Raw genomic sequence first — 26799 nt, forward strand, 5'->3', positions numbered from 1 at the left:
AACCTCAGGACAAGGGACACGCCATCGCCAAACCTACAAATACCAGGTCTGGAACCACCCTGGCCTCGGGCACAATCTCGGAGACCAGATCAGCATCCCCTCCAGTCAGGAAGACTGCGAAATCATCCCCCCAATAGCTGCGCGCCAACTCTAGCTGAGTCAGGACAAACCCTCTCAACATTAGCAAACAACCTCGCTCGACCGCCTCGACGGTTGTACGCCCAGGAACCAGACTCTCCAAAGCGCGCTCGCCAGCAAGATCTCCATAGCGAATTCTACGGGTATGGGTACGTAGCTGGTTGCGCATCAAAGGCATTCCCGGACAGATAAATCCTCCGAGATGCTCACCATCCCCTGCAATAAAGTCAGCCGTAACAGCGGTACCAAAGTCGAGCACCAGACAAGCACCCGAAGCCAGATGAAATCCTCCGAGCACGGCAAGCCAGCGATCAAGCCCTAGCCGTTCGAACTCCTCATAGCCATTTCGAACCCCGGACATCTCCCGAGCTGGCGCCGCGCACACTACGGAAACGCTGAAAGCCTCTGTCAGCAGAGAAATCAGCGCACTGGTTTCTTCGGCGGTTCTGACACTGACTAAACGACAGTGCATGAGAGCGAGCCCCTTGAGCCCCTTCAAGCTCTCCAGCAATGCGAGATCCGCATCAACGACCCCCTCGCCAACCACCCGCCGGACATCCTCGCCGAGCACACGCCACTTGATGAAACTGTTTCCACAATCGAGCTCAAGAATCATCACGCAGCCTCAGGCTGAGCTCGCCACCACTAAAGACCTTCTCCACACCATTCACCTTCAAGCGCAAGGCACCCTGACTATCGATACCCAGCACCTCTCCATCTATTTGACTCACACCGGCAATCAACGACACTGCCCGCCCTTGCCATAGATGATTTTGCTCCCACTCCGCCTGGATAGCTGGAAATCCGCCGACCTGGTGGCGATTTAAATAGGCCTGGAGCGTCAACCCTAACTCCGCAACCAGATGATTGCGATCAACGGCCTTACCTGACTCGAGGCGCATGGACGTCCATTGCTGATCAACCTCATCGGTCATCTGCATGTTCACATTTATTCCGACACCGATCACCACGTGACACACATCAGCAGGATCCCCCACTAATTCGAGCAGTATTCCCGCAATCTTTTGCTGCCCCACCAGAACATCATTCGGCCACTTCAACCCCACACCTGAAATACCAAGCCCTCGCAAGGCTTGCATTACGGCAAGCCCGACAACAAGACTCAAGCCTTCCAGCTGTCGCATCCCACCATCAATGCGCAGTACGAGACTGTAATAGATGTTTTCCGCGAACGGGCTCACCCATTTACGTCCACGCCGCCCACGACCAGCCGTCTGCCGCTCAGCGAGCACCAGAAATGGCGCAGGCTGGCCACGCTCGATAGCGCGCAAGGCTTCAGCATTGGTGGAGTCAATTGAATCGAAGACCAGAATGGGCCACTCACAAGAAGGCGCCCGCACGCTTATTTCCGCAGGATCAAGCAGTGTCAATGGCACAGCCAGTTGATAGCCGCGACCGCGCACTTTGTGAATGGATAAACCGAGCTCGGCTTCCAAGTGCTGAAGCTGCTTCCATACAGCGCTACGACTGACGCCCAAGGCAGCACCCAGGGCTTGGCCCGAATGGAATCGACCATCCTTAAGAAGCTTTAACAACGTCAGCATGCAAGTCCCGCCTCACAATGAGGCCCGCATAATAGCCATGCCCCGGGCTGTTGCATAGAAACCCTACAAGCGAGATTTTCCTGCGGACAAAACAAAACCCCTACCTGCAGACGCAGATAGGGGTTTCGGAATTCAATCTTGACGATGACCTACTCTCACATGGGGAAACCCCACACTACCATCGGCGATGCATCGTTTCACTGCTGAGTTCGGGATGGGATCAGGTGGTTCCAATGCTCTATGGTCGTCAAGAAATTCGGGTACTGAGTCGTGACCAGCTGGCCTCGCTTCAGCAAATTGGGTATGTAATAGATTTGTGTGTTTGTTTCTCGAACTTTCGGTTCGTTGCGTCTTCACACACCGCAATCTGGCCTTTCGACGCAAATTGCTTGGGTGTTATATGGTCAAGCCTCACGGGCAATTAGTATTGGTTAGCTCAACGCCTCACAGCGCTTACACACCCAACCTATCAACGTCGTAGTCTTCGACGGCCCTTCAGGGGACTCAAGGTCCCAGTGAGATCTCATCTTGAGGCTAGTTTCCCGCTTAGATGCTTTCAGCGGTTATCTATTCCGAACATAGCTACCCGGCAATGCCACTGGCGTGACAACCGGAACACCAGAGGTTCGTCCACTCCGGTCCTCTCGTACTAGGAGCAGCCCCTCTCAAATCTCAAACGTCCACGGCAGATAGGGACCGAACTGTCTCACGACGTTCTAAACCCAGCTCGCGTACCACTTTAAATGGCGAACAGCCATACCCTTGGGACCGGCTTCAGCCCCAGGATGTGATGAGCCGACATCGAGGTGCCAAACACCGCCGTCGATATGAACTCTTGGGCGGTATCAGCCTGTTATCCCCGGAGTACCTTTTATCCGTTGAGCGATGGCCCTTCCATACAGAACCACCGGATCACTAAGACCTACTTTCGTACCTGCTCGACGTGTCTGTCTCGCAGTCAAGCGCGCTTTTGCCTTTATACTCTACGACCGATTTCCGACCGGTCTGAGCGCACCTTCGTACTCCTCCGTTACTCTTTAGGAGGAGACCGCCCCAGTCAAACTACCCACCATACACTGTCCTCGATCCGGATAACGGACCTGAGTTAGAACCTCAAAGTTGCCAGGGTGGTATTTCAAGGTTGGCTCCACGCGAACTGGCGTCCACGCTTCAAAGCCTCCCACCTATCCTACACAAGCAAATTCAAAGTCCAGTGCAAAGCTATAGTAAAGGTTCACGGGGTCTTTCCGTCTAGCCGCGGATACACTGCATCTTCACAGCGATTTCAATTTCACTGAGTCTCGGGTGGAGACAGCGCCGCCATCGTTACGCCATTCGTGCAGGTCGGAACTTACCCGACAAGGAATTTCGCTACCTTAGGACCGTTATAGTTACGGCCGCCGTTTACCGGGGCTTCGATCAAGAGCTTCGCGTTAGCTAACCCCATCAATTAACCTTCCGGCACCGGGCAGGCGTCACACCCTATACGTCCACTTTCGTGTTTGCAGAGTGCTGTGTTTTTAATAAACAGTCGCAGCGGCCTGGTATCTTCGACCGGCATGGGCTTACGCAGTAAATGCTTCACCCTCACCGGCGCACCTTCTCCCGAAGTTACGGTGCCATTTTGCCTAGTTCCTTCACCCGAGTTCTCTCAAGCGCCTTGGTATTCTCTACCCAACCACCTGTGTCGGTTTGGGGTACGGTTCCTGGTTACCTGAAGCTTAGAAGCTTTTCTTGGAAGCATGGCATCAACCACTTCGTGTTCTAAAAGAACACTCGTCATCAGCTCTCGGCCTTAGAATCCCGGATTTACCTAAGATTCCAGCCTACCACCTTAAACTTGGACAACCAACGCCAAGCTGGCCTAGCCTTCTCCGTCCCTCCATCGCAATAACCAGAAGTACAGGAATATTAACCTGTTTTCCATCGACTACGCTTTTCAGCCTCGCCTTAGGGACCGACTAACCCTGCGTCGATTAACGTTGCGCAGGAAACCTTGGTCTTTCGGCGTGGGTGTTTTTCACACCCATTGTCGTTACTCATGTCAGCATTCGCACTTCTGATACCTCCAGCAAGCTTCTCAACTCACCTTCACAGGCTTACAGAACGCTCCTCTACCGCATCACCTAAGTGATACCCGTAGCTTCGGTGTATGGTTTGAGCCCCGTTACATCTTCCGCGCAGGCCGACTCGACTAGTGAGCTATTACGCTTTCTTTAAAGGGTGGCTGCTTCTAAGCCAACCTCCTAGCTGTCTAAGCCTTCCCACATCGTTTCCCACTTAACCATAACTTTGGGACCTTAGCTGACGGTCTGGGTTGTTTCCCTTTTCACGACGGACGTTAGCACCCGCCGTGTGTCTCCCATGCTCGGCACTTGTAGGTATTCGGAGTTTGCATCGGTTTGGTAAGTCGGGATGACCCCCTAGCCGAAACAGTGCTCTACCCCCTACAGTGATACATGAGGCGCTACCTAAATAGCTTTCGAGGAGAACCAGCTATCTCCGAGCTTGATTAGCCTTTCACTCCGATCCACAGGTCATCCGCTAACTTTTCAACGGTAGTCGGTTCGGTCCTCCAGTTAGTGTTACCCAACCTTCAACCTGCCCATGGATAGATCGCCCGGTTTCGGGTCTATTCCCAGCGACTAGACGCCCTATTAAGACTCGCTTTCGCTACGCCTCCCCTATTCGGTTAAGCTCGCCACTGAAAATAAGTCGCTGACCCATTATACAAAAGGTACGCAGTCACCCAACAAAGTGGGCTCCCACTGCTTGTACGCATACGGTTTCAGGATCTATTTCACTCCCCTCTCCGGGGTTCTTTTCGCCTTTCCCTCACGGTACTAGTTCACTATCGGTCAGTCAGTAGTATTTAGCCTTGGAGGATGGTCCCCCCATATTCAGACAAAGTTTCTCGTGCTCCGTCCTACTCGATTTCATGACTAAGAGATTTTCGCGTACAGGGCTATCACCCACTATGGCCGCACTTTCCAGAGCGTTCCGCTAATCTCAAAGCCACTTAAGGGCTAGTCCCCGTTCGCTCGCCACTACTAAGGGAATCTCGGTTGATTTCTTTTCCTCAGGGTACTTAGATGTTTCAGTTCCCCTGGTTCGCTTCTTAAGCCTATGTATTCAGCTTAAGATACCTAACTTATGTTAGGTGGGTTCCCCCATTCAGACATCTCCGGATCAAAGTCTGTTTGCCGACTCCCCGAAGCTTTTCGCAGGCTACCACGTCTTTCATCGCCTCTGACTGCCAAGGCATCCACCGTATGCGCTTCTTCACTTGACCATATAACCCCAAGCAATCTGGTTATACTGTGAAGACGACATTCGCCGAAAATTCGCGATTAAACTCACAAATTTTACCTTAGCCTGAACAACACCAGTGAAAGTGCCATCCAGTCTATCTTTCTATCACATACCCAAATTTTTAAAGAACGATCTAATCAAAGACTAGAAATCAACATTCAACACCGTCTTGGTGGAATGCTCATTTCTAAGCTTTCAACAAACAGAAGCAGTAGTGGTGGAGCCAAACGGGATCGAACCGTTGACCTCCTGCGTGCAAGGCAGGCGCTCTCCCAGCTGAGCTATGGCCCCGTATTTCTACAGGCGTTTCCCACACAAAATTGGTGGGTCTGGGCAGATTCGAACTGCCGACCTCACCCTTATCAGGGGTGCGCTCTAACCAACTGAGCTACAGACCCAATTTCGGGCTGCTTCTTATCGTCTTCTTCAATGAATCAAGCAATTCGTGTGGGAACTTATGGAGCAGCTGATGTCGTCGATTAAGGAGGTGATCCAGCCGCAGGTTCCCCTACGGCTACCTTGTTACGACTTCACCCCAGTCATGAATCACACCGTGGTAACCGTCCTCCCGAAGGTTAGACTAGCTACTTCTGGTGCAACCCACTCCCATGGTGTGACGGGCGGTGTGTACAAGGCCCGGGAACGTATTCACCGCGACATTCTGATTCGCGATTACTAGCGATTCCGACTTCACGCAGTCGAGTTGCAGACTGCGATCCGGACTACGATCGGTTTTATGGGATTAGCTCCACCTCGCGGCTTGGCAACCCTCTGTACCGACCATTGTAGCACGTGTGTAGCCCAGGCCGTAAGGGCCATGATGACTTGACGTCATCCCCACCTTCCTCCGGTTTGTCACCGGCAGTCTCCTTAGAGTGCCCACCATGACGTGCTGGTAACTAAGGACAAGGGTTGCGCTCGTTACGGGACTTAACCCAACATCTCACGACACGAGCTGACGACAGCCATGCAGCACCTGTCTCAATGTTCCCGAAGGCACCCTTCCATCTCTGGAAAGTTCATTGGATGTCAAGGCCTGGTAAGGTTCTTCGCGTTGCTTCGAATTAAACCACATGCTCCACCGCTTGTGCGGGCCCCCGTCAATTCATTTGAGTTTTAACCTTGCGGCCGTACTCCCCAGGCGGTCAACTTAATGCGTTAGCTGCGCCACTAAGAGCTCAAGGCTCCCAACGGCTAGTTGACATCGTTTACGGCGTGGACTACCAGGGTATCTAATCCTGTTTGCTCCCCACGCTTTCGCACCTCAGTGTCAGTATCAGTCCAGGTGGTCGCCTTCGCCACTGGTGTTCCTTCCTATATCTACGCATTTCACCGCTACACAGGAAATTCCACCACCCTCTACCATACTCTAGCTCGTCAGTTTTGAATGCAGTTCCCAGGTTGAGCCCGGGGATTTCACATCCAACTTAACGAACCACCTACGCGCGCTTTACGCCCAGTAATTCCGATTAACGCTTGCACCCTCTGTATTACCGCGGCTGCTGGCACAGAGTTAGCCGGTGCTTATTCTGTCGGTAACGTCAAAACAATTACGTATTAGGTAACTGCCCTTCCTCCCAACTTAAAGTGCTTTACAATCCGAAGACCTTCTTCACACACGCGGCATGGCTGGATCAGGCTTTCGCCCATTGTCCAATATTCCCCACTGCTGCCTCCCGTAGGAGTCTGGACCGTGTCTCAGTTCCAGTGTGACTGATCATCCTCTCAGACCAGTTACGGATCGTCGCCTTGGTGAGCCATTACCTCACCAACTAGCTAATCCGACCTAGGCTCATCTGATAGCGCAAGGCCCGAAGGTCCCCTGCTTTCTCCCGTAGGACGTATGCGGTATTAGCGTCCGTTTCCGAGCGTTATCCCCCACTACCAGGCAGATTCCTAGGCATTACTCACCCGTCCGCCGCTCTCAAGAGGTGCAAGCACCTCTCTACCGCTCGACTTGCATGTGTTAGGCCTGCCGCCAGCGTTCAATCTGAGCCATGATCAAACTCTTCAGTTCAAACATCTTTGGGTTTTTAAGAAACCCTAAACTTGGCTCAGCAATCGTTGGTTACATCTTTGATTTCTCGCGGAGTAACTTGTGATGCTGATAATCTTGTTGACTATCAGTCTGACTCCACAAGCACCCACACGAATTGCTTGATTCAGTTGTTAAAGAGCGGTTGGTTAAGATCTTTCGTCTCAACCGAGGCGCGCATTCTACAGCAGCCTCTGTTGCTGTCAAGCGGTTATTTTCAGAAGTTTTCAAGGTTTTCCTTAACAACTTCAACCACTTGCGCTTTCGATCTCTCGTTAGCGGGAGGCGAATTCTACAGCGTTACTCGCCGCTGTCAACACCTCTTTTTCCGCTTTCGACCGAGAAGATCGAACCGTCAAAAGAGCCAAACAACACCGCCCTTTCAACTCCTTCTAGCTTCGATGAACTGAAGCGTAACCACTGTCGAAAACTGCGTAACTCTTTGTTTACCAAGGAGTTTTCCGTTTCGACTGCGCCGGAAGTGGGGCGAATTATAGGCTTTCAGAATCTGCCGTCAACCCCTGATTTGAGCTTTATTCAGATTTGAGCGTAATACGCGCAAACGCCTTCTTCCCGGCCTGGCAAACATGGGTCGATCCCAGTACGTATATAAAGGTGCGATCGACAACCTCACCATCTATACGCACACCACCAGAACCGAGAAGGTCGCGCGCCACAGCGGAGTTCTTCACCAAGCCCGCTTTATTAAGGACAGCAGCAATCGGCATATCCTCGGCAGCGGTCAACTCGATTTCCGGCAGATCATCCGGCAACTCACCCTCTTTCATACGATTGCCCGCCGCACGATGAGCATTCGCCGCCGCCTCTTCACCATGGAAGCGCGCAACGATCTCTTCGGCCAACTTGATCTTGATGTCACGCGGATTCGCACCTGCCTCGACATCAGCCCGGAAGGCATTAATCTCTTCCATGGAGCGGAAGCTGAGCAATTCGAAGTAACGCCACATCAGCGCATCCGGAATAGAGACCAGCTTGCCGTACATGACACCCGGCGCCTCCTGGATACCGACGTAGTTGCCCAAGGACTTGGACATCTTCTTCACGCCATCCAGACCTTCGAGCAACGGCATGGTCAGAATGCATTGAGCCTCTTGACCATAACTACGCTGCAGTTCGCGCCCCATCAACAGGTTGAACTTCTGATCGGTACCCCCCAGCTCGACATCCGCGCGCAACGCGACCGAGTCATAACCCTGAACCAGCGGATAGAGGAATTCGTGAATGGCAATTGGCTGATTGGTGGTGTAGCGCTTGTCGAAATCGTCGCGTTCAAGCATGCGAGCCACGGTGTATTGCGAAGTCAGGCGAATGAAGTCGGCCGGCTTCATCTGATCCATCCAGGTGGAGTTGAACGCCACTTCGGTCTTGGCCGGATCAAGAATCTTGAAGACCTGAGTCTTGTAGGTCTCGGCATTCTCGAGAACCTGCTCACGGGTGAGCGGAGGACGTGTCGCGCTCTTGCCGCTTGGATCACCGATCATCCCGGTGAAGTCACCTATAAGGAAGATCACCTGGTGACCCAGCTCCTGGAACTGGCGCAGCTTATTAATAAGCACAGTGTGACCCAGGTGCAAATCCGGCGCTGTCGGATCGAAGCCTGCCTTAATACGCAGTGGCTGGCCACGCTTGAGCTTTTCGATCAGCTCGGACTCGACCAACAGTTCTTCTGCACCACGTTTGATCAGCGCTAGCTGCTCTTCAACCGACTTCATAACAGACCCGCAAGGCTCGAATTCAAAGGGGAACAACCATACAAGATCGCACACCAAATACAAGTTTTGCCCGGCGCACGGACGCCAATCCACGGACAGCGCGTTCGCAGACTTGCTTCAGAGATGATTTGGTTATATTTTATACAGTTATTTCGTCTTCATCAGTTATTCATCTTTTCCAATTCATTTTTTCAAAGTCAAAATTACCTATGACCACAAAACCGTCTAAAGCGCCACCGCTTTACCCGAAGACCCACCTGCTCGCAGCAAGTGGCATCGCCGCCCTTCTCAGCCTGGCGCTTCTGGTATTCCCTTCCAGTGATGTTGAAGCCAAAAAGACGACACTGAGCCTTGAACTGGAAAACCCTGCAGAACAACTGACACAAGATCAAGACGCCGCCGACGCCGTTCAAGCCACAAATGAACCGGTAGCCTCCCCTTTCGCGCAGATCGAAAATAGCGTCGAAGACACCCAGAAAACCGCCCAGGCCGCCCCCGCGCCAGTCATCGAAGAAAAGAAGGCGCCAGGCCACAGGGAAGTGATCGTTGCCAAAGGCGACACTCTTTCGACTTTGTTCGAGAAAGTCGGTCTTCCGGCCACTTCGGTGCATGAAGTACTGGCCAGCGACAAGCAAGCCAAGCAGTTCAGCCAACTCAAGCATGGGCAGAAGCTTGAGTTCGAACTGAGCCCGGATGGCCAGCTGACGAACTTGCACAGTAAAGTCAGCGACATGGAAAGCATCAGCCTGACCAGGAACGACAAGGGTTATGCGTTCAATCGCATTACTGCCAAGCCTACCGTTCGCTCCGCCTACGTCCATGGCGTGATCAACAGTTCGCTGTCGCAATCTGCCGCCCGAGCCGGTTTGTCCCACAGCCTGACCATGGATATGGCCAGTGTGTTTGGCTATGACGTCGACTTCGCCCAGGATATTCGCCAGGGTGACGAGTTCGATGTGATCTATGAACAGAAGGTCGTCAACGGCAAAGCTGTCGGCAACGGCCCGATCCTCTCCGCACGCTTCACCAACCGCGGCAAGACTTACACCGCGGTGCGCTACACCAACAAACAAGGCAACAGCAGCTACTACACGGCTGACGGCAACAGCATGCGCAAGGCGTTTATCCGTACCCCGGTAGACTTCGCCCGCATCAGTTCGAAATTCTCCATGGGCCGCAAGCACCCGATCCTGAACAAGATCCGCGCCCACAAGGGTGTCGATTACGCGGCACCACGCGGTACGCCGATCAAGGCTGCCGGTGACGGCAAAGTATTGTTGGCAGGTCGTCGCGGCGGTTACGGCAACACTGTGATCATCCAGCACGGTAATACCTACCGCACGCTGTACGGCCATATGCAGGGCTTCGCCAAAGGCATCAAGACTGGCGGCAGCGTCAAGCAAGGTCAGGTGATTGGTTACATCGGTACCACCGGTCTCTCCACCGGCCCGCACTTGCACTACGAATTCCAGGTCAATGGCGTGCACGTCGATCCGCTGGGCCAGAAAGTAGCGATGGCCGATCCGATCTCCAAAGCTGAACGCTCACGCTTCCTCGCGCAAAGCCAACCGCTGATGGCGCGCATGGATCAAGAGAAAACCACCCAGCTGGCTTCGAGTAAACGCTAAGCCATGGCGCTCTATATAGGTGTGATGTCCGGGACCAGCCTTGATGGCCTGGACATTGCGTTGATCGAACACGCCCCGGCGATCAAGCTGATCGCCACTCATTACATCCCTATGCCTGATTCCCTGCGCGCCGAGCTACTTGGCTTGTGCGCCAGCGGCCCGGACGAGATTGCCCGCTCCGCCATTGCCCAGCAGAACTGGGTGAAACTGGCCGCACAGGGCATTCACACCCTCCTCAACCAACAAAATCTGAAACCCGACGACATTCGCGCGATCGGCAGCCATGGCCAGACCATTCGCCATGAGCCGGCGCGCGGGTTCACGGTGCAAATCGGCAACCCGGCCTTACTCACCGAGCTGACCGGCATCACCGTCGTCAGCGATTTCCGCAGCCGCGATGTAGCCGCAGGCGGGCAAGGCGCGCCACTGGTTCCAGCCTTTCACGAAGCCCTGTTTGAAGAACGACCTGGCAACCGCGCGGTATTGAACGTCGGCGGGTTCAGCAACCTCAGCCTGATCGAACCCGGCAAGCCTGTGGCCGGGTTTGACTGCGGCCCCGGGAACGTTCTGCTGGATGCCTGGATTCACCAGCAACGCGGCGACAACTTTGATCGTGACGGCCTATGGGCCGCCAGCGGCAAGGTTGAACCGGTTCTGTTGAACGAGCTGCTCAGTGATCCATTCTTTGTGACCCAAGGCCCGAAAAGCACTGGCCGCGAAGTGTTCAATCTGCCGTGGCTGATGCAGCATCTGTCGCAGCTACCGACCTTCGCTGCCGAAGACGTACAGGCCACGCTGCTTGAGCTGACTGCGCTGACCATTGTCGAGTCATTGCAAAGCGCCCAATCGGATACACGGGAGCTGCTGGTTTGTGGTGGCGGCGCGCACAACGCCACGCTGATGAAGCGCCTGGCCAGTCTGTTGCCGAATGCGCAAGTCAGCAGCACTGCCGCTTACGGCGTAGACCCGGACTGGGTCGAAGCCATGGCCTTCGCCTGGCTGGCCCATTGCTGCCTGGAAGGTATCGCGGCCAACCGTCCGAGTGTCACCGGTGCCTGCGGCCTACGCGTACTCGGCGCCATCTACCCCGCCTGAACCTGAACCCCAGACAGCAAAACGCCGCAGAGTCCTGAGACTCCGCGGCGTTTGGTAATGCGGTGAGGTGCGATCAGATCGAAAACGAAGAGCCGCAGCCACACGTGGTGGTAGCGTTCGGGTTCTTGATCACGAAACGCGAACCTTCCAGACCTTCCTGGTAATCCACTTCGGCACCTGCCAGGTACTGGAAGCTCATCGGATCGACCACCAGGCTGACGCCTTCGCGCTCGACGATGGTGTCGTCATCGGCCACTTCTTCATCGAAGGTGAAGCCGTATTGAAACCCTGAACAACCGCCGCCCGTAACGAATACGCGCAGCTTCAAGCGATCATTCCCCTCTTCATCGACCAGGCTCTTCACCTTGTGTGCGGCACCGTGGGTGAATTGCAAAGCCGTGGGGGTGAAGGATTCGACGCTCATGCTGACTATCTCCCGGCGTTACGCCGCCATAATGCGTGATGACGCGCATTATCCGCTTCTCCCAGAAAATCGGTCAACTATTGTTACGGTATATCAATCAACCCAATTGCCAGACCACAATGCAAAAAGGCCCGTTCGACGGGCCTTTTTGCTGAGCGGGATAAACCCTTATGGCAACATGCCCGCATGAGACAGACCCAGACGCTCATCCAGACCGAACAGGATATTGAGGTTCTGCACCGCCTGACCCGACGCGCCTTTGACCAGGTTGTCGATCACCGACAACACCACCACCAGATCACCATCCTGCGGACGATGCACGGCGATACGGCACACGTTGGCGCCGCGCACGCTACGGGTTTCCGGATGGCTGCCGGGAGGCATTACATCGACGAACGGTTCGTTGGCATAGCGCTTTTCGAACAACGCTTGCAGATCCACCGAGCGATCCACGACCGTCGCGTAGAGCGTCGAATGAATACCGCGAATCATTGGCGTCAGGTGCGGAACGAAGGTCAGCCCCACGTCCTTGCCCGCTGCACGACGCAGACCCTGACGGATTTCCGGCAAGTGACGGTGCCCTTTGACGGCGTAAGCCTTCATGCTTTCCGACGTCTCGGAGTACAGCGAACCTACAGAAGCGCCACGACCGGCGCCGCTGACGCCGGATTTGCAGTCTGCGATCAAACGAGTGGTATCGGCCAGACCGGCTTCAAGCAATGGCAGGAAACCCAATTGCGTGGCAGTCGGGTAGCAACCCGGCACAGCAATCAGGCGCGCTTGCTTGATTTGCTCGCGATTGACTTCCGGCAAGCCGTAGACCGCCTCCCCCAGCAGTTCCGGCGCGCCGTGCGGCTGGCCGTACCATTTGGCCCACTCCTCGGCGTCTTGCAGACGGAAGTCTGCCGACAGGTCGATGACCTTGGTCCCAGCCGCCAGTAACTCTCCCGCCAGAGCATGGGCGACACCGTGCGGCGTGGCGAAGAACACCACGTCGCAGGCCCCGAGGGTCTTGATGTCCGGAACGCTGAACGCCAGCCCGTCGTAATGGCCTCGCAGGTTCGGGTACATATCGGCCACGGCCAGGCCGGCCTCGGATCGGGAAGTGATCACTACCACTTCAGCTTGCGGATGCTGTGCCAACAGACGCAGCAGTTCGACACCGGTGTAACCCGTGCCGCCGACGATACCGACCTTGACCATAAACCTGCCCTCAACGAACCCACTGGAAAGCCGTCGATAATAGGGGCCGCGCGGCGCTGCGACAACCGTCAAGGTGACGTGTGGCGGCTCAAGCCTCTACTATTCGGGCTACCGTGAACCTGGGAATAACTAAAAATGCTTTATCTGTGGCTCAAAGCGCTTCATATCGTCAGCATGGTCTGCTGGTTTGCCGGCCTGTTTTACCTGCCGCGCCTGTTCGTCTATCACGCCCAAAGCGAAGACACCGTCAGCAAGGAACGCTTCAGTATCATGGAGCGCAAGCTCTACCGGGGCATCATGGGCCCGGCGATGATCGCCACCCTGGTGTTCGGCATCTGGCTGATCAGCCTCAACCCAAGCGCCTACTTCACCCAAGGTGCGTGGATGCATGCCAAATTGACCCTTGTGGTAATCCTGATCGGCTATCACCACATGTGTGGCGCACAGGTAAAACGTTTTGCCCGTGGCGAAAACACCCGCAGCCATGTCTTTTATCGCTGGTTCAATGAAGTGCCGGTGCTGATATTGCTGGCTATCGTAATTCTGGTCGTCGTTCGGCCGTTTTAGATCCTTTTTTTTTCGACCCGTGTGTCGATCAACGGGTCGCACGTCTCGATACCGAATACCGCAAGACGCTGGAACTGGCGGCGGCGCTGGCCAAGCGCTGGCCGCGCTGACAGAAAAACTTGGCCAGCCTAATCCGGCTGACCCTACACTCCATACTTGCAACATCGTCTATTACAAACTCTCGCGACAAGGATGCCTCGGCCATGAGTGAAAACCGTTTCAAGATCGTCTTCGATGGCGCTCTGCTGCCAGGTGCTGACGCCGCCACCGCGAAGCTCAATCTCGCCGAGCTGTTCAAAAGCGATGTCGCGGCCATCGAGCGCTTGTTCAGTGGCCGGAAGGTTGCGCTCAAACGCGACCTGTCACACGCCGATGCGCAGACTTATCTTCAGGCACTGACGAAAACCGGCATCGATGCCCGAATCGAAACAGAACCCTCGATCGAGCTGAACCTGTCCGATGTTCACGAACACGCCTCCGCCAACAACCAGCCTGTCACGGCAGATCCCGATTCTCCCTATGCGCCACCCCGAGCCTCTGTCGGCGAAACATTGCCGGAGTTTTCTGCACTCAAGGCATTCAGCTTCGTTGGTCGCATCGGCCGCTTGCGCTTTCTGGCCTGGACAATGGCGCTTACGCTGGTGACGCTTGGTGTTGGCGCCGTGCTGGCTGTGTTCGGCCTCGCCCTCATCAGCACCGACTCGACTGCTGGCTTGATTCTCGCGGGTCTGCTGGCCTTTGTCCTGGTCGTGGTGCTCGCATTCATCAGCATCCAGTTCAGCGTGCAGCGCCTGCACGATATCGGCTGGTCCGGCTGGCTCTGGCTGCTGAACCTTGTGCCGTTCGTGGGCAGCGTTTTTCCGTTTGTAATAATGATCGTGCCGGGCAATATCACCGCCAACCGATATGGCGCACCACCACCGCCCAACAGCAACGCCGTCAGGGTGCTGGCTTCGCTGTGGCTGGTGTTTATCGCGATCATGTTTGTCGGCGGGCTGACTGGCGGCCTCACCGCGATCCAGGATGAGTATGAAAGTGCCACCGAGAGCGCCTATCAAAGCAGCTCGGTGATCACCGACGAAGTTGAAGTCGAGCCGGCCGAAGTGGCCGAACAAGCAGTAAATTCAGCCGATGAGGCAGCCGAAGCAGCCGAGCCCCCTGTAGACTCTGCGAAAGAATGAACAGCGCTCCCCGCCCGTGACACCTGCGTCGCCGGCGCGGAGCCGTTGCGATGGAGAACCGCATGACCCGTTACGCTCTGATCACTGGCGCTTCCAGCGGCATCGGCCTGGCGATGGCCGAAGCCCTGGCCCGGCGCGGCCGCAGCCTGATTTTGGTGGCCCGACAGCGTGATCAGCTGGAAAGCATTGCGATTGAACTGACTCAACGTTTTGGCGTGGAGGTGCTGTTTCGTGCCTGTGACCTGGGCGAGCCGCTGAGGCTGTCCGGATTTTTGCTGGAGCTGGAAGAAGGCGACCGGCAAATCGATCTGCTGGTCAACTGTGCCGGCATCGGCACCTGCGGTCCGTTCCTGGCGCAAGACTGGATGACCGAGCAGGACTTGATCGAAGTGAACATCCTGGCCCTCACTCGCTTGTGTCATGCCATCGGTAACAGCATGGCCTTGCAAGGCGGCGGGCAGATTCTAAACGTCGCCTCGGTGGCGGCGTTCCATCCCGGTCCCTGGATGAGCACTTACTACGCCAGCAAGGCTTACGTACTGCATTTTTCCGAAGGTTTACGCGTCGAACTGAAGAAGTGCGCGGTCAAGGTATCGGTACTCTGCCCCGGCCCGACCCGCACGGCGTTTTTCCGCACCGCGCAATTGGACGCTGGCAAACTGGTCGACAGCAAAATGCTGATGAGTCCTGAAGAAGTCGCGCTCTATACCGTGCGGGCTCTGGAGAAAAATCGCGCCATCATTATTCCGGGTCGACGCAACCGCTGGCGCGCCTTCCTGCCGCGGCTAGGCTCACGCTGGCTGACCCGGACGATCGCGGGCATGGTGAACAAAGCCTATTGCCCGCGCTGATCCATCCTTAAGGCAAAAGACTGGGCGCTGAGATAACCCATGGTTACACTCAGGCCAGCCCAAACAACGGAGAAAACAGCTGTGGATACTCTGTTCACCAAGATCATCAACCGGGAAATCCCGGCGAAGATCATTTATGAGGACGACCAGGTACTGGCCTTCCACGACATCGCGCCACAGGCCCCCGTGCATTTCCTGGTGGTCCCGAAGAAACCGGTGCGCACCCTCAACGACCTCACCGAGGACGACAAGGCTTTGGCCGGGCATATTCTGTTCACGGCCCAGCGTCTGGCGCTGGAATTGGGTTGTGAAGAAGGTTTCCGCGTAGTCATGAACTGCAATGAATTGGGCGGGCAGACCGTTTATCACATTCATATGCATGTGTTGGGTCAGCGCCAGATGCACTGGCCGCCGGGCTGATTCACCATCCGTCCCCTGTAGGATCGCCGCACCGCTCGCTCCTACAGGATTGGTGTCGCCCCACCGGAAATGACCCAGCGCAAACCCTCCCCTGGCCGATTGGGTTAAACTGGCCGCCGAGATTCTTCCCGGAGGTCAGCATGACTACCCAACGTCACTACTCGCCGATTGACCGTCTTCTGCTGCAAGCCGATGCCGCGATGCGGACTTTGCTGCCCTTCAGTGGCCAGCCGTACCGTCCCTCGCCTGCCATTGTGCAGCCGGATGCACAAATGAGCGACGAAGAAACCCGGCACGTCGCCGGTCTGATGCGCATCAACCACACTGGAGAAGTCTGCGCCCAGGCGTTGTATCAAGGTCAGGCCCTGACCGCCAGGCTGCCGAACGTGCGCGCCGCCATGGAGCACGCCGCCGAAGAGGAAATCGACCATCTGGTGTGGTGCGAACAACGCATTCATCAGTTGGGCAGCCACACCAGCATCCTCAATCCGCTGTTCTATGGAATGTCATTCGGGATTGGCGCGGTGGCTGGGTTAATCAGCGACAAAGTCAGCCTGGGTTTCGTTGCTGCCACCGAGCATCAGGTCTGCAAACACTTGAACGAACACCTTGAGCAACTGCCAGCCGAGGACGAAAAATCCCGGGCGATCCTTGAGCAGATGCGCATCGATGAAGAGCACCACGCTGAAAGCGCGCTGGAGGCCGGTGGATTTCGTTTTCCGGCGCCGGTGAAGTTCGGGATGAGCTTGTTGGCCAAGGTGATGACCAAGAGTACTTATCGGATCTGAGGATCAGGTTGTAAAACAGGGCCTCTTCGTGGGCAAGTCGGGTCGCCGCACCGCTCGCTCCTACAAGGGCCATATCGCACCAGCAATAAAAAAGGCGATTACCGCAAGGTAGTCGCCTTTTTTGTACTCGGAACTCTTAACTTGGCATGTTGCGCGCGTAGAAGATTTCGAGCATTTCGTGTTTCACACGATCAGTCACCTGAGCACGTTGCTCAGAGGAAAGGTTGCTGGTGGCGTCGCCGAACAGGTAGTTATCCAGTTCGAAGTTCTTCAACAGCATTTTTGTGTGGAACAGGTTTTCCTGGTACACGTTCACGTCGGTCATCTGGTACGCGTCGCGTGTGTCTTCGGACAGGTAGTTCTGGATCGAGTTGATCTCGTGGTCGATGAAGTGCTTCTTGCCTTCAACGTCACGAGTGAAGCCGCGCACGCGATAATCCACGGTCACGATGTCCGAATCGAACTGGTGAATCAGGAAATTGAGCGCTTTGAGCGGTGAAATGACGCCACAGGTCGACACGTCGATGTCCACACGGAACGTCGCGATACCGTCCACCGGATGGATCTCCGGGTAGGTATGCACCGTGATGTGGCTCTTGTCGAGGTGAGCCAGAATGATTTCGGGCAACGGACCCGGAGACTCTTCGATCTGACTGTCGGTCGGGGTCACCGGCTCTTCAGAGATCAGAATCGTCACGCTGGCGCCCTGAGGTTCATAGTCCTGACTGGCGATGTTCAGGATATTGGCACCAATGATATCGACAACTTCTGTGAGGATCTGCGTCAGGCGTTTGGCGTTGTACTCTTTATTGATGTACTCGACGTAAGCCTGTTGGTCTTGCGGGGTTTCCGCGTAGCAGATGTCATAGATGTTGAAGCTCAAGGTCTTTGTCAGGTTATTGAACCCGTGGAGCTTGAGTTTGCTTTTCACCGTTAAAAACTCTCTATGTATTGCGGGCTGGCCGCGTGATCAAGCATGCCCGTCAGATGCAAACGACGCATCTGCGTAGGACGGTTAACACCTCTTCGCGATGGCGATTTTGGTTGTCTGTTCAGGCAAGCGACCTGTCCGCTGACCGATCACCGCCCTGAAAAAAGTGGCGCATTATGCAGACGTCAGCTATGGATCGCCAGAGTCTGCACTGCTTTTATGATAGTTGAATGTCGATTCAACCGAGCTCGATGATTTCGTAGTCATGGGTAATCGCCACACCAGCCGCGCCGAGCATGATCGAGGCCGAGCAATATTTCTCGGCCGACAGCTCGATGGCGCGCTTGACCTGGGCTTCCTTCAGCCCGCGGCCCTTGACCACGAAGTGCATATGGATCTTGGTGAACACCTTCGGATCTTCGGTCGCACGCTCGGCTTCAAGGAAGGCTTCGCAGCTTTCAACGGCCTGACGGGACTTCTTGAGGATGCTGACCACATCGAAATTGCTGCACCCACCAACACCCAGCAGGAGCATTTCCATCGGCCGGACACCCAGGTTACGACCGCCGGCATCGGGCGGACCGTCCATGACCACGACATGACCGCTGCCGGATTCGCCGAGGAACATGGCTTCGCCAGCCCATTGGATGCGTGCCTTCATCGCCAAGACTCCACTGTATAAAAAAGGGTCGCCAGCTTAGCACAGGCCCCTTGAATGACAGCGCGTCGCCTTCCAAGGACATAACTATATGCGCTGTAGGCAAATTCTCGAATCTTGAAGGAATGCGTCTGTTAAGCTGGCGCCAATTCAATGGCACATAGCCAGTTTTGTAGCGGATAAAAAAATCGCAAGCTTGCCAGCGCCTACAAAAAAACCAACATACCGTGCAGTCTTTTCGGGATACAACCATGGTTGCTATTACCCCCACACCCAAAATCAAGAACCTCGACAAACTGTTGATGCACTGCCAGCGCCGTCGCTACACAGCCAAGAGCAACATCATCTGTGCCGGCGACCGCTCGGACACGCTGTTTTTCATCATCAAAGGTTCTGTGACTATCCTGATCGAGGATGACGACGGCCGTGAAATGATCATTGCCTACCTCAATTCCGGCGACTTTTTCGGTGAGCTGGGTCTGTTTGAGCAAGCCGGCCTGGAACAGGAGCGCAGCGCCTGGGTACGTGCCAAGGCCGAATGCGACGTTGCGGAAATCAGCTACGCGAAATTCCGCGAGCTGTCCCAACAGGATCCGGACATTCTTTACGTGCTCAGCGGACAAATCGCACAACGCCTGCGCAATACCACGCGCAAGGTCGGCGACCTGGCGTTCTTCGACGTGACCGGTCGCGTTGCGCGCTGCCTGCTGGAACTGTGCAAGCAGCCAGACGCCATGACCCACCCGGACGGCATGCAAATCAAGGTGACCCGTCAGGAAATCGGCCGGATTGTCGGGTGTTCCCGTGAGATGGTTGGCCGCGTGCTCAAGGATCTGGAAGAGCGCAACCTGGTCGACGTCAAAGGCAAGACCATGGTGGTCTTCGGTACGCGCTAAGCTCGAAAATTAAAGCTCCGAAAACCAAACTCAGATAACTTAAGCCCCGAGCATTTCTGCCAGCAACTGTCGGTATAGCGCATCGAGCCGTTCCAGTGCCTCGGGAGCGGCAAACTTCTCATGCATGGCGATGTGGCTTTCAGCACGAACCCGCTGTTCCAGGCCGCAGGCTTCGTTGAAGTGATTGACCGCCGCCGCCATCGACTCTCGCTCGTTATCGACCAACATTGCCCCGTGCACCAGCCCGACCGGACGCTGACCGCCCTTGCTCTGGCGCCAACGCTGGGCAGTGCCGACCATTTTTCGGCCATCGAGATTGACGTTGAAACGGCCGTCGCAGAACGCGCCCTCGATTTCGCCCAGCGACGAAGTACCGCCCAATTCATCCAGTAGCTGACAGATCGGATCGCACAGACGCCGGTAGCCGGTTTCGATGCGGTTCAGATCGCCTTCGCTGCGTGGCGGGGCATAAACCAGTGCGATGTTGATGGTCGATGCCGATTGCGGCACCGGCTCACCGCCGGTTTCACGCAGCAGTACCGGCCAGCCGGCAGCAGCGGATATTTCGCATGCTGCTTCGAATTGTGGCAGGCGATTCAAGCGACGGGGCATGACCAATGCGCGGTCAGTGGGTTGCCAGAACAGCAGACCGAACTCCGACTCACCGGTGCACACATGGGCCAGCAGATTCTGTTCGGCGAGCAGGCCGGCTTCGATGGTCAGGGGGGTTGGGGTCATAAGGTAATCCGTAAGGCGATCAGTCTATGTTGCATTCCTTGCCGCCTTCGCGAGCAGGCTCGCTCCTACATTTGATCCCGGCGGCCATATTTTGTGATCGGTACCGGGTCCTGTCGGAGCGAGCCTGCTCGCGAAGCGGTGTTCAGTCGAGCGAAGAACCGCTCACTGGAACACCACGCTCGGGAAAGAACAGACGCTGCAGTTCAGTACCCGGGCTTTCGGCGCGCATGAACGCTTCGCCGACCAGAAATGCATACACATCGCTGATTTCCATCAGCTCGACATCGGCCCGGTTAAGAATGCCGCTTTCAGTAATCACCAGGCGATCACGCGGAATGCGCGGCAACAGGTCGAGGGTGGTTTCCAGATTGACGTCGAAGGTGTGCAGGTTACGGTTGTTCACGCCAACCAGCGGCGTGTCGAGGGTTTTCAAGGCCCGCTCCAGTTCGTCACCGTCGTGAACTTCTACCAACACATCGAGACCGACGCTTTTGGCCACCGCCGCCAACTCGGCCATCTTCACGTCGTCCAGTGCGGAGACGATCAACAGCACGCAGTCAGCGCCCAGTGCTCGGGCTTCGACGATCTGATAAGGATCGATCATGAAGTCCTTGCGGATCACCGGCAACTTGCACGCCGCCCGAGCCTGCTGCAGATACGCATCGGCGCCCTGAAAGAAATCGATGTCGGTGAGCACCGACAGGCAAGTCGCCCCGCCCTTTTCGTAACTTCTGGCGATGTCGGCAGGCATGAAGTTCTCGCGAATCACGCCTTTGCTCGGTGAAGCTTTCTTGATTTCAGCAATGACCGCGGGGTGTTTCGTCTTGGCCTGATCGATCAATGCCTTGGCAAAACCACGGGGTGTATCGGCCGCCTTGGCCAGGTTTTCCAGCTCCGCCAGACATACGCGAGCGCTACGCTCGGCGACTTCCTGAACTTTGCGGGCCAGAATTTTTTCCAGAACCGTCGGTACACTCATCCCTCATTCTCCACTTTGAATACCGCGGTAAATGCACCCAATTCCTCAAGTTTTTCTCGAGCGAGGCCTGTGTGCAGCGCATCGTGCGCCAGGGCAACGCCTTCTTTCAAACTGCTGGCATGGTCGGCGGCGTACAGCGCGGCACCGGCATTGAGCATGATCATCTCCGCGGCTTTCTGACCGTTCTCGGTCTTGCGCTTGCCCAAGGCATCGTGAATCAGCTCAAGGGAGGCCGCCGGGCTGTCCACCGCTAGGCCGTGCAGGCTCTGACTCTTCATCCCCAAGTCTTCGGGTTCGACCCAATACTCGGTGATCTGGTCATTCTTCAATTCCGCCACGAAAGTCGGTGCCGCCAGACTGAACTCGTCCAGGCCATCCTTGGAGTGCACCACCAGCACATGTTTGCTGCCCAGACGCTGCAAAACTTCGGCCAATGGCCGGCACAACGCCTGACTGAACACACCCACCACCTGATGTTTCACACCGGCCGGATTCGTAAGCGGGCCGAGCATGTTGAACAGCGTGCGCAGGCCCAACTCCCGGCGCGGACCGGCGGTGTGCTTCATGGCACTGTGGTGGGTCTGGGCAAACATGAAACCGATACCGACGTTGTCGATGCAGCGCGCCACCTGGGCCGGGGTCAGGTTGAGGTAGATACCCGCCGCTTCCAGCAAGTCGGCGCTGCCGCTTTTGCCCGATACCGCACGGTTACCGTGCTTGGCCACGGTGCAACCGGCCGCCGCGACCACGAACGAGGACGCGGTGGACACGTTGAAAATGTTCGCCCCATCGCCGCCGGTGCCAGCCACATCGACCACGCCGTCAAGGGTGTTGAGTTCAACCTTGTCCGCCAACTCGCGCATCGCCGTCACGGCACCGACGATTTCGTCGATGCTTTCGCTCTTCATGCGCATGGCCATCATGAACGCGCCGATCTGCGCATCCGTGCATTGCCCGGTCATGATTTCGCGCATGACATCGCGCATCTCATCGGTACTGAGGTCGAGGTGGCCGACGATACGGCTCAGGGCTGTCTTGATATCCATGGAAAGTCCTTAGCGCGTGCCGCCGGTTTGTTTGAGAAAATTGGCGAACAGCTCGTGACCCTGTTCGGTGAGGATAGACTCAGGGTGAAATTGCACACCTTCAATGTTCAGTGTCTTGTGGCGCAAGCCCATGATCTCGTCGACCGAGCCGTCTTCGAGCTGGGTCCAGGCGGTCAGTTCCAGGCAATCGGGCAGAGTTTCGCGCTTGACGATCAGCGAGTGATAGCGGGTCACCGTCAGCGGGCGATTAAGACCTTCGAATACGCCCTTATCCTCGTGGAACACCGGGCTAGTCTTACCGTGCATGACTTGACGGGCCCGGACCACATCGCCCCCAAAGGCTTGGCCGATGGACTGGTGGCCCAGGCAAACGCCGAGAATCGGCAGCTTGCCGGCGAAATGCTTGATCGCTTCGATGGAAATACCGGCTTCGGTTGGGGTGCAAGGACCGGGAGACACGACGATGCGCTCAGGGTTGAGGGCTTCGATTTCGGCAATGGTGAGTTCATCGTTGCGCACGACTTTAACCTCGGAGCCTAGCTCGCCAAGGTATTGCACAACGTTGTAAGTAAAAGAGTCGTAGTTATCGATCATCAGCAACATGGCGTTAAAAACCTCTTGAATTCACTGACTTTTAATACGGCCTTCGAATGATTTACCCGCAGCGCGCTGCGCTTTGTCAGGTGCTGGAGTGGCGCCAGCAAAGCGGCTTTCATACAGGTAAAGAAGGCAAAACGGTACAGGTCCGGCCAGGCCGGCAGAAAAGATTCAGGCGCGCCAACGCCAACGGGCGTGTGCCTTGATGACTTGATCCAGGAGTTTGCTGACGATCAACACGGGGAAGGTCTCATTCATACGTCTCGGCACAGTAACGTAGCTGGGCAGAGCGTGCAATATGGCCGGAGCGACAGCTGGCGAAACAATCGAGGGGGTCGCGACAGATGGCAAAAGGCCAAAAGTTTTTGGTACTGTCGTTTCGTTCGCTACAACAATAAATAAAACGGACTTGCTCATGATCAAACAGACGTTATTTGTACCACTCGCTGGATGCCTGCTCGCTGCTGCCTGCGCTCAGGCGATCGCCGCGCCCAACCCTTATTCGAATTTCGTCGTCTTCGGCGACAGCCTCAACGATGCCGGGCAGTTTACCGACACGGGCGGCCCTGCCGGTGCGACCCAGCGTTTTACCAACCGGACCGGGCCGGTCTACCTGGATGGCAGTGGTGAATTACGCTCGCTGAACGCCACGCAACTGTTGGGTGGACGTCTCGGATTCTCACCTGACCAGACCGCCGCCTCGACTTCGGCTGTGCGCGCGAATGAAGGACTGGCAGATGGCAACAACTGGGCCGTCGGCGGTTACCGCACCGACCAGATTCTGGACTCGATCACCACCGAATCCGCCACGGGCGAACGCACTCGGGCAGGTTATTTGCCGGCGAACAACTTCCGCGCCGATCCGAATGCGCTGTATTACATTTCCGGGGGCGGCAACGACTTCCTTCAGGGCCGCGTGCTCAGTACCACCCAGGCCAACGCCGCGGCGAATCAACTGGCCGACAGCGTACAGACCCTGCAAACCGCCGGCGCCAAATACATCGTGGTCTGGCTGTTGCCCGACCTGGGACTGACGCCGCCGTCAATGGCACCTCACTACAGCCATCGATCTCACAGCTGAGCACCGAATTCAACCAGCGGTTGGTCATACGCCTCGCGGGAATCAATGCCGAAATCATTCCGCTGAACATTCCATTGCTGCTGCGGGAAACCTTCGCCGACCCGGCGCGCTTTGGCCTCGCCACCGGTCAGAACCTGACGGCGACCTGTTTCAGCGGCAACGGTTGTACGGAAAACGCTACGTACGGCATCAACAGCGCCACTCCGGACCCGAGCAAGCTGATCTACAACGACTCGGTTCACCCCACTGAAACCGGGCAAAAGCTGATAGCCGATTACGCCTATTCCTTGCTGGCGGCACCGTGGGAACTGACGCTGCTGCCGGAAATGGCCCACGCCACTTTGCGCGCCCACCAGGACGAACTGCGCAGCCAGTGGCAATCCGACTGGGAGAACTGGCAGGCCGTCGGCCAATGGCGCGCGATCGTCGCCGGCGGTGGTCAGCATCTGGACGTCGATAGCCAAAGCAGTGGCGCCAGCGCCGACGGCAGCGGCTACAACCTGAATATCGGCGGCAGCTATCGCCTCAATGAAGCCTGGCGCGTCGGTGTGGCTGCAGGCTTCTATCGTCAGAACCTGGACGCCGGTAGTAACGATTCGGACTACAAACTCAATAGCTATCTGGCGACCGCTTTCGCCCAGTTCCAGCAGAATCGCTGGTGGGCCGATGCCGCGTTGACCGGTGGCAAACTGGATTACGACAATCTCGAACGCAAATTCGACCTGGGTGTCAGCGAAGGCGCGGAAAAGGGTGATACCGATGGCCATCTCTGGGCCTTCAGCACTCGCCTTGGCTATGACATTGCCCAACCGGGCAGCGTATGGCACCTGTCACCGTTCATCAGCGCCGATTACGCCAAAGTGGAAGTCGACGGCTACTCGGAAAACAGCAATCGTGCCACGGCGCTGACCTTTGATGATCAGACCCGAGACTCGAAACGCCTGGGTGTCGGTTTGCAAGGCAAATACAACTTCACCCGTCAGACCCAAGTGTTTGGCGAATATGCCTACGAGCGTGAATACGAAGATGACGTTCAGAAGGTAAACATCGCCCTCAACAGCCTGCCGGCGAATGACTTTACGCTGGAAGGTTATACGCCGCAGAGTCACTTGAACCGTGTGAGCCTGGGAGTCAGCCATAAGTTGACCGCCGACCTGGCGTTGCGTGGTGGTTACACGTTCCGCAAGGATGATGACTTTACCCAGCAGGGCATCAACGTTGGGGTGACGCTGGATTTCTAAACCAGCAAACAGCAGGCACAAAAATGCGACGCCCTTGCAGGTGTCGCGTTTTTTTATGGTGGAGGTCCATGTGGGAGCGAGCCTGCTCGCGATAGCGATGGGTCAGGCAACATCAATATTAGCTGTGCAGGCCCCATCGCGAGCAGGCTCGCTCCCACAGGTATTGCGTGAACTCAGGTGTCAGGCGTCTGCTCGGCGAGGGCCACCGCGCGGAACATGGCGCGGCGCTTGTTCAGGGTTTCTTCCCATTCCAGCGCCGGCACCGAGTCGGCGACGATACCGCCACCCGCCTGTACGTGCAGTTCGCCGTTCTTGATCACGGCGGTACGGATCGCAATCGCGGTGTCCATGTTGCCGTTCCAGGCGAAGTAACCGACCGCGCCGCCGTAGACGCCACGCTTGACCGGTTCCAGCTCGTCGATGATTTCCATCGCGCGAATCTTCGGCGCGCCCGACAAGGTGCCCGCCGGCAGAATCGCGCGCAGTGCATCCATCGCCGTCAGCCCGGCCTTCAATTGGCCGGTAACGTTGGACACGATGTGCATCACGTTGGAGTAACGCTCGATGACCATCTTCTCGGTGAGTTTCACCGAACCGATTTCCGAAACGCGACCGGTGTCGTTGCGGCCCAGATCGATCAGCATCAAGTGCTCGGCGATTTCCTTGTCGTCCGACAGCAGGTCTTTCTCCAGCGCCAGATCAGCCTCTTCGTTGGCGCCTCGCGGACGGGTGCCGGCAATCGGGCGTACGGTGATCAGGTTGTCTTCGACCCGTACCAGTACTTCCGGCGAACTGCCGACGACATGGAAGTCGCCAAAGTTGAAGAAGTACATGTAAGGCGTCGGATTGAAGCAGCGCAGCGCCCGATACAGGTCGATAGGCGCAGCCTTGAAGTCGATCGACATGCGCTGGGACGGCACAACCTGCATACAGTCACCGGCCAGGATGTATTCCTTGATGGTGTCGACGGCTTTTTCGTAATCGTTCTGGGTGAAGCTCGAACGGAACACCGGATCAACCGATTGTTGTTTGCTGAAGTCCAGGCCACGGCGCGGAGTGATCGGCTGACGGAGTTGTTCCAGCAGCGTTTGCAGACGCGCCTGACCTTGCTCGAAGGCATCTTCCTGCGCCGGATCGGCCAGGACGATCGCGTGCATTTTGTCGGCAAGGTTGTCGAACACCACCACCGCATCGGACACCATCAGCAGAATGTCCGGTACGCCCAGCGGATCCGGGTTCGGGCATTTGCCCAGACGCTTCTCCACATAGCGCACGCAGTCATAACCAAAGTAGCCCACCAGACCGCCATTGAAGCGCGGCAGACCGGCGATGGTCGGCACGTTGTAGCGTGCCTTGAAGGCTTCGACAAAGACCAGCGGATCTTCAACGTCGTGGCTTTCGATCTCTACGCCGTCGTGGGTCACGCTGACGTGGTGATCGTGAACCCGCAGCACGGTGCGGCATGGCAGGCCGATGATCGAATAACGGCCCCACTTCTCACCGCCCTGCACCGACTCCAGCAGGTAGGAGTTGGGCTCATCGGCCAGTTTCAGGTAGATCGACAGCGGCGTGTCGAAGTCGGCCAGGGTTTCGCAGGCAAGCGGGATGCGGTTGTAGCCGGCAGCGGCCAAACGCAGGAATTCTTCGCGGATCATGAGGTGCCTCGTGGCTTGAGGGTCTAACGGTCAGGTG

Annotated in this window: 21 protein-coding genes, 2 tRNA genes, 3 rRNA genes and 1 pseudogene; 10 read left to right on the forward strand and 17 right to left on the reverse strand. The window is 56.4% G+C overall.

Annotation, left to right across the window (positions count from 1 at the left end; genetic code table 11):
* Window positions 1–4 precede the first annotated feature (4 nt).
* The 7 genes from LOY56_RS23805 to LOY56_RS23835 form a co-directional block, all read right to left on the reverse strand.
* The gene (locus LOY56_RS23805; protein ID WP_258617478.1) at window positions 5–754 is read right to left on the reverse strand and encodes a pantothenate kinase; all 750 of its coding nucleotides are present in this window, start codon (window positions 752–754) and stop codon (window positions 5–7) included.
* Window positions 744–1703: a bifunctional biotin--[acetyl-CoA-carboxylase] ligase/biotin operon repressor BirA gene (gene birA / locus LOY56_RS23810; RefSeq protein ID WP_258617480.1), complete on the reverse strand. Its 960-nt coding sequence runs from the start codon at window positions 1701–1703 to the stop codon at window positions 744–746. The genes LOY56_RS23805 and birA overlap by 11 nt, the downstream gene beginning before the upstream one ends.
* A gap of 136 nt (window positions 1704–1839) precedes the next feature.
* A 5S ribosomal RNA gene (gene rrf / locus LOY56_RS23815) occupies window positions 1840–1955 on the reverse strand.
* Window positions 1956–2103: 148 nt separating this feature from the next.
* Window positions 2104–4995: ribosomal RNA gene (locus tag LOY56_RS23820) — 23S ribosomal RNA — on the reverse strand.
* Window positions 4996–5230: 235 nt separating this feature from the next.
* Window positions 5231–5306: transfer RNA gene (locus tag LOY56_RS23825), tRNA-Ala, on the reverse strand.
* A gap of 30 nt (window positions 5307–5336) precedes the next feature.
* A tRNA-Ile gene (locus tag LOY56_RS23830) sits at window positions 5337–5413 on the reverse strand.
* A gap of 82 nt (window positions 5414–5495) precedes the next feature.
* A 16S ribosomal RNA gene (locus LOY56_RS23835) occupies window positions 5496–7032 on the reverse strand.
* Together the 16S, 23S and 5S rRNA genes with 2 tRNA genes alongside form the textbook arrangement of a ribosomal RNA operon.
* Window positions 7033–7168: 136 nt before the next feature.
* Here LOY56_RS23835 and LOY56_RS23840 point away from each other — a divergent pair.
* Window positions 7169–7597: a hypothetical protein gene (locus LOY56_RS23840; protein WP_258617482.1), complete on the forward strand. Its 429-nt coding sequence runs from the start codon at window positions 7169–7171 to the stop codon at window positions 7595–7597.
* On the opposite strand, the gene tyrS is transcribed toward LOY56_RS23840, so the two are convergent.
* Window positions 7584–8783, reverse strand: coding sequence for a tyrosine--tRNA ligase (gene tyrS / locus LOY56_RS23845; protein WP_258617484.1), 1200 nt, complete (start codon window positions 8781–8783; stop codon window positions 7584–7586). The two genes, LOY56_RS23840 and tyrS, sit on opposite strands and share 14 nt — an antisense overlap.
* Before the next feature lie 209 nt (window positions 8784–8992).
* On the opposite strand from tyrS, the gene LOY56_RS23850 reads away from it, so the two are divergent.
* Together LOY56_RS23850 and LOY56_RS23855 are read left to right on the forward strand one after the other, a co-directional pair.
* Window positions 8993–10411 carry a peptidoglycan DD-metalloendopeptidase family protein gene (locus LOY56_RS23850; RefSeq protein ID WP_258617486.1) on the forward strand — a complete coding sequence of 473 codons (1419 nt, stop codon included), beginning with the start codon at window positions 8993–8995 and terminating at the stop codon, window positions 10409–10411.
* Window positions 10412–10414: 3 nt separating this feature from the next.
* Entirely contained in the window at window positions 10415–11506 is a 1092-nt protein-coding gene (locus LOY56_RS23855; protein WP_258617487.1) for an anhydro-N-acetylmuramic acid kinase, read from the forward strand.
* Window positions 11507–11579: 73 nt separating this feature from the next.
* On the opposite strand, the gene erpA is transcribed toward LOY56_RS23855, so the two are convergent.
* On the reverse strand, window positions 11580–11930 hold the full coding sequence (gene erpA, locus LOY56_RS23860) for an iron-sulfur cluster insertion protein ErpA (protein WP_007906865.1): 351 nt from the start codon (window positions 11928–11930) through the stop codon (window positions 11580–11582).
* 168 nt (window positions 11931–12098) lie between these two features.
* Window positions 12099–13133: an N-acetyl-gamma-glutamyl-phosphate reductase gene (argC, locus tag LOY56_RS23865; protein ID WP_258617488.1), complete on the reverse strand. Its 1035-nt coding sequence runs from the start codon at window positions 13131–13133 to the stop codon at window positions 12099–12101.
* Between the two features lie 135 nt (window positions 13134–13268).
* Here argC and hemJ point away from each other — a divergent pair, with 135 nt between their 5' ends.
* The 5 genes from hemJ to coq7 all read left to right on the forward strand — a co-directional run bounded on the left by hemJ (window position 13269) and on the right by coq7 (window position 16940).
* The gene (hemJ, locus tag LOY56_RS23870) at window positions 13269–13700 is read left to right on the forward strand and encodes a protoporphyrinogen oxidase HemJ (RefSeq protein WP_007906869.1); all 432 of its coding nucleotides are present in this window, start codon (window positions 13269–13271) and stop codon (window positions 13698–13700) included.
* A 203-nt stretch (window positions 13701–13903) separates the two neighbouring features.
* Window positions 13904–14881, forward strand: coding sequence for a DUF805 domain-containing protein (locus tag LOY56_RS23875; protein WP_258617492.1), 978 nt, complete (start codon window positions 13904–13906; stop codon window positions 14879–14881).
* A 62-nt stretch (window positions 14882–14943) separates the two neighbouring features.
* Window positions 14944–15732, forward strand: a complete 789-nt coding sequence (locus tag LOY56_RS23880; protein WP_046052341.1) for an SDR family oxidoreductase — start codon at window positions 14944–14946, stop codon at window positions 15730–15732.
* 81 nt (window positions 15733–15813) lie between these two features.
* Window positions 15814–16152 (forward strand): histidine triad nucleotide-binding protein, encoded by a 339-nt coding sequence (locus tag LOY56_RS23885; protein ID WP_007906873.1) that lies wholly within the window; start codon window positions 15814–15816, stop codon window positions 16150–16152.
* Between the two features lie 140 nt (window positions 16153–16292).
* Entirely contained in the window at window positions 16293–16940 is a 648-nt protein-coding gene (coq7, locus tag LOY56_RS23890; RefSeq protein WP_258617501.1) for a 2-polyprenyl-3-methyl-6-methoxy-1,4-benzoquinone monooxygenase, read from the forward strand.
* A 136-nt stretch (window positions 16941–17076) separates the two neighbouring features.
* Here the strand turns inward: coq7 and speD are convergent, their stop codons facing one another.
* Both speD and LOY56_RS23900 read right to left on the reverse strand, forming a co-directional pair.
* Window positions 17077–17871 carry an adenosylmethionine decarboxylase gene (gene speD, locus LOY56_RS23895; RefSeq protein WP_258617502.1) on the reverse strand — a complete coding sequence of 265 codons (795 nt, stop codon included), beginning with the start codon at window positions 17869–17871 and terminating at the stop codon, window positions 17077–17079.
* A 238-nt stretch (window positions 17872–18109) separates the two neighbouring features.
* The gene (locus tag LOY56_RS23900; RefSeq protein WP_007941657.1) at window positions 18110–18532 is read right to left on the reverse strand and encodes an OsmC family protein; all 423 of its coding nucleotides are present in this window, start codon (window positions 18530–18532) and stop codon (window positions 18110–18112) included.
* Between the two features lie 248 nt (window positions 18533–18780).
* On the opposite strand from LOY56_RS23900, the gene crp reads away from it, so the two are divergent.
* On the forward strand, window positions 18781–19425 hold the full coding sequence (gene crp / locus LOY56_RS23905) for a cAMP-activated global transcriptional regulator CRP (protein WP_258617507.1): 645 nt from the start codon (window positions 18781–18783) through the stop codon (window positions 19423–19425).
* Between the two features lie 39 nt (window positions 19426–19464).
* Here crp and LOY56_RS23910 read toward each other — a convergent pair whose 3' ends face one another.
* The 4 genes from LOY56_RS23910 to LOY56_RS23925 all read right to left on the reverse strand — a co-directional run bounded on the left by LOY56_RS23910 (window position 19465) and on the right by LOY56_RS23925 (window position 22791).
* Window positions 19465–20163 carry a lipoyl protein ligase domain-containing protein gene (locus tag LOY56_RS23910; protein WP_258617509.1) on the reverse strand — a complete coding sequence of 233 codons (699 nt, stop codon included), beginning with the start codon at window positions 20161–20163 and terminating at the stop codon, window positions 19465–19467.
* A 142-nt stretch (window positions 20164–20305) separates the two neighbouring features.
* Complete coding sequence (trpC, locus tag LOY56_RS23915) at window positions 20306–21142, reverse strand: indole-3-glycerol phosphate synthase TrpC (RefSeq protein WP_258617519.1); 837 nt, start codon at window positions 21140–21142, stop codon at window positions 20306–20308.
* Window positions 21139–22188 (reverse strand): anthranilate phosphoribosyltransferase, encoded by a 1050-nt coding sequence (trpD, locus tag LOY56_RS23920; protein ID WP_258617522.1) that lies wholly within the window; start codon window positions 22186–22188, stop codon window positions 21139–21141. Before trpD ends, trpC begins: the two co-directional genes overlap by 4 nt.
* A gap of 9 nt (window positions 22189–22197) precedes the next feature.
* Window positions 22198–22791, reverse strand: a complete 594-nt coding sequence (locus LOY56_RS23925) for an aminodeoxychorismate/anthranilate synthase component II (RefSeq protein WP_008067458.1) — start codon at window positions 22789–22791, stop codon at window positions 22198–22200.
* A gap of 409 nt (window positions 22792–23200) precedes the next feature.
* On the opposite strand from LOY56_RS23925, the pseudogene estP reads away from it, so the two are divergent.
* Window positions 23201–25107: pseudogene (gene estP, locus LOY56_RS23930) on the forward strand (esterase EstP).
* A 173-nt stretch (window positions 25108–25280) separates the two neighbouring features.
* On the opposite strand, the gene trpE reads toward estP, so the two are convergent.
* Window positions 25281–26762, reverse strand: a complete 1482-nt coding sequence (gene trpE / locus LOY56_RS23935) for an anthranilate synthase component I (protein ID WP_258617525.1) — start codon at window positions 26760–26762, stop codon at window positions 25281–25283.
* Window positions 26763–26799: the final 37 nt, after the last annotated feature.

This window comes from Pseudomonas sp. B21-048, assembly GCF_024748615.1.
Taxonomy (GTDB): Bacteria; Pseudomonadota; Gammaproteobacteria; order Pseudomonadales; family Pseudomonadaceae; genus Aquipseudomonas.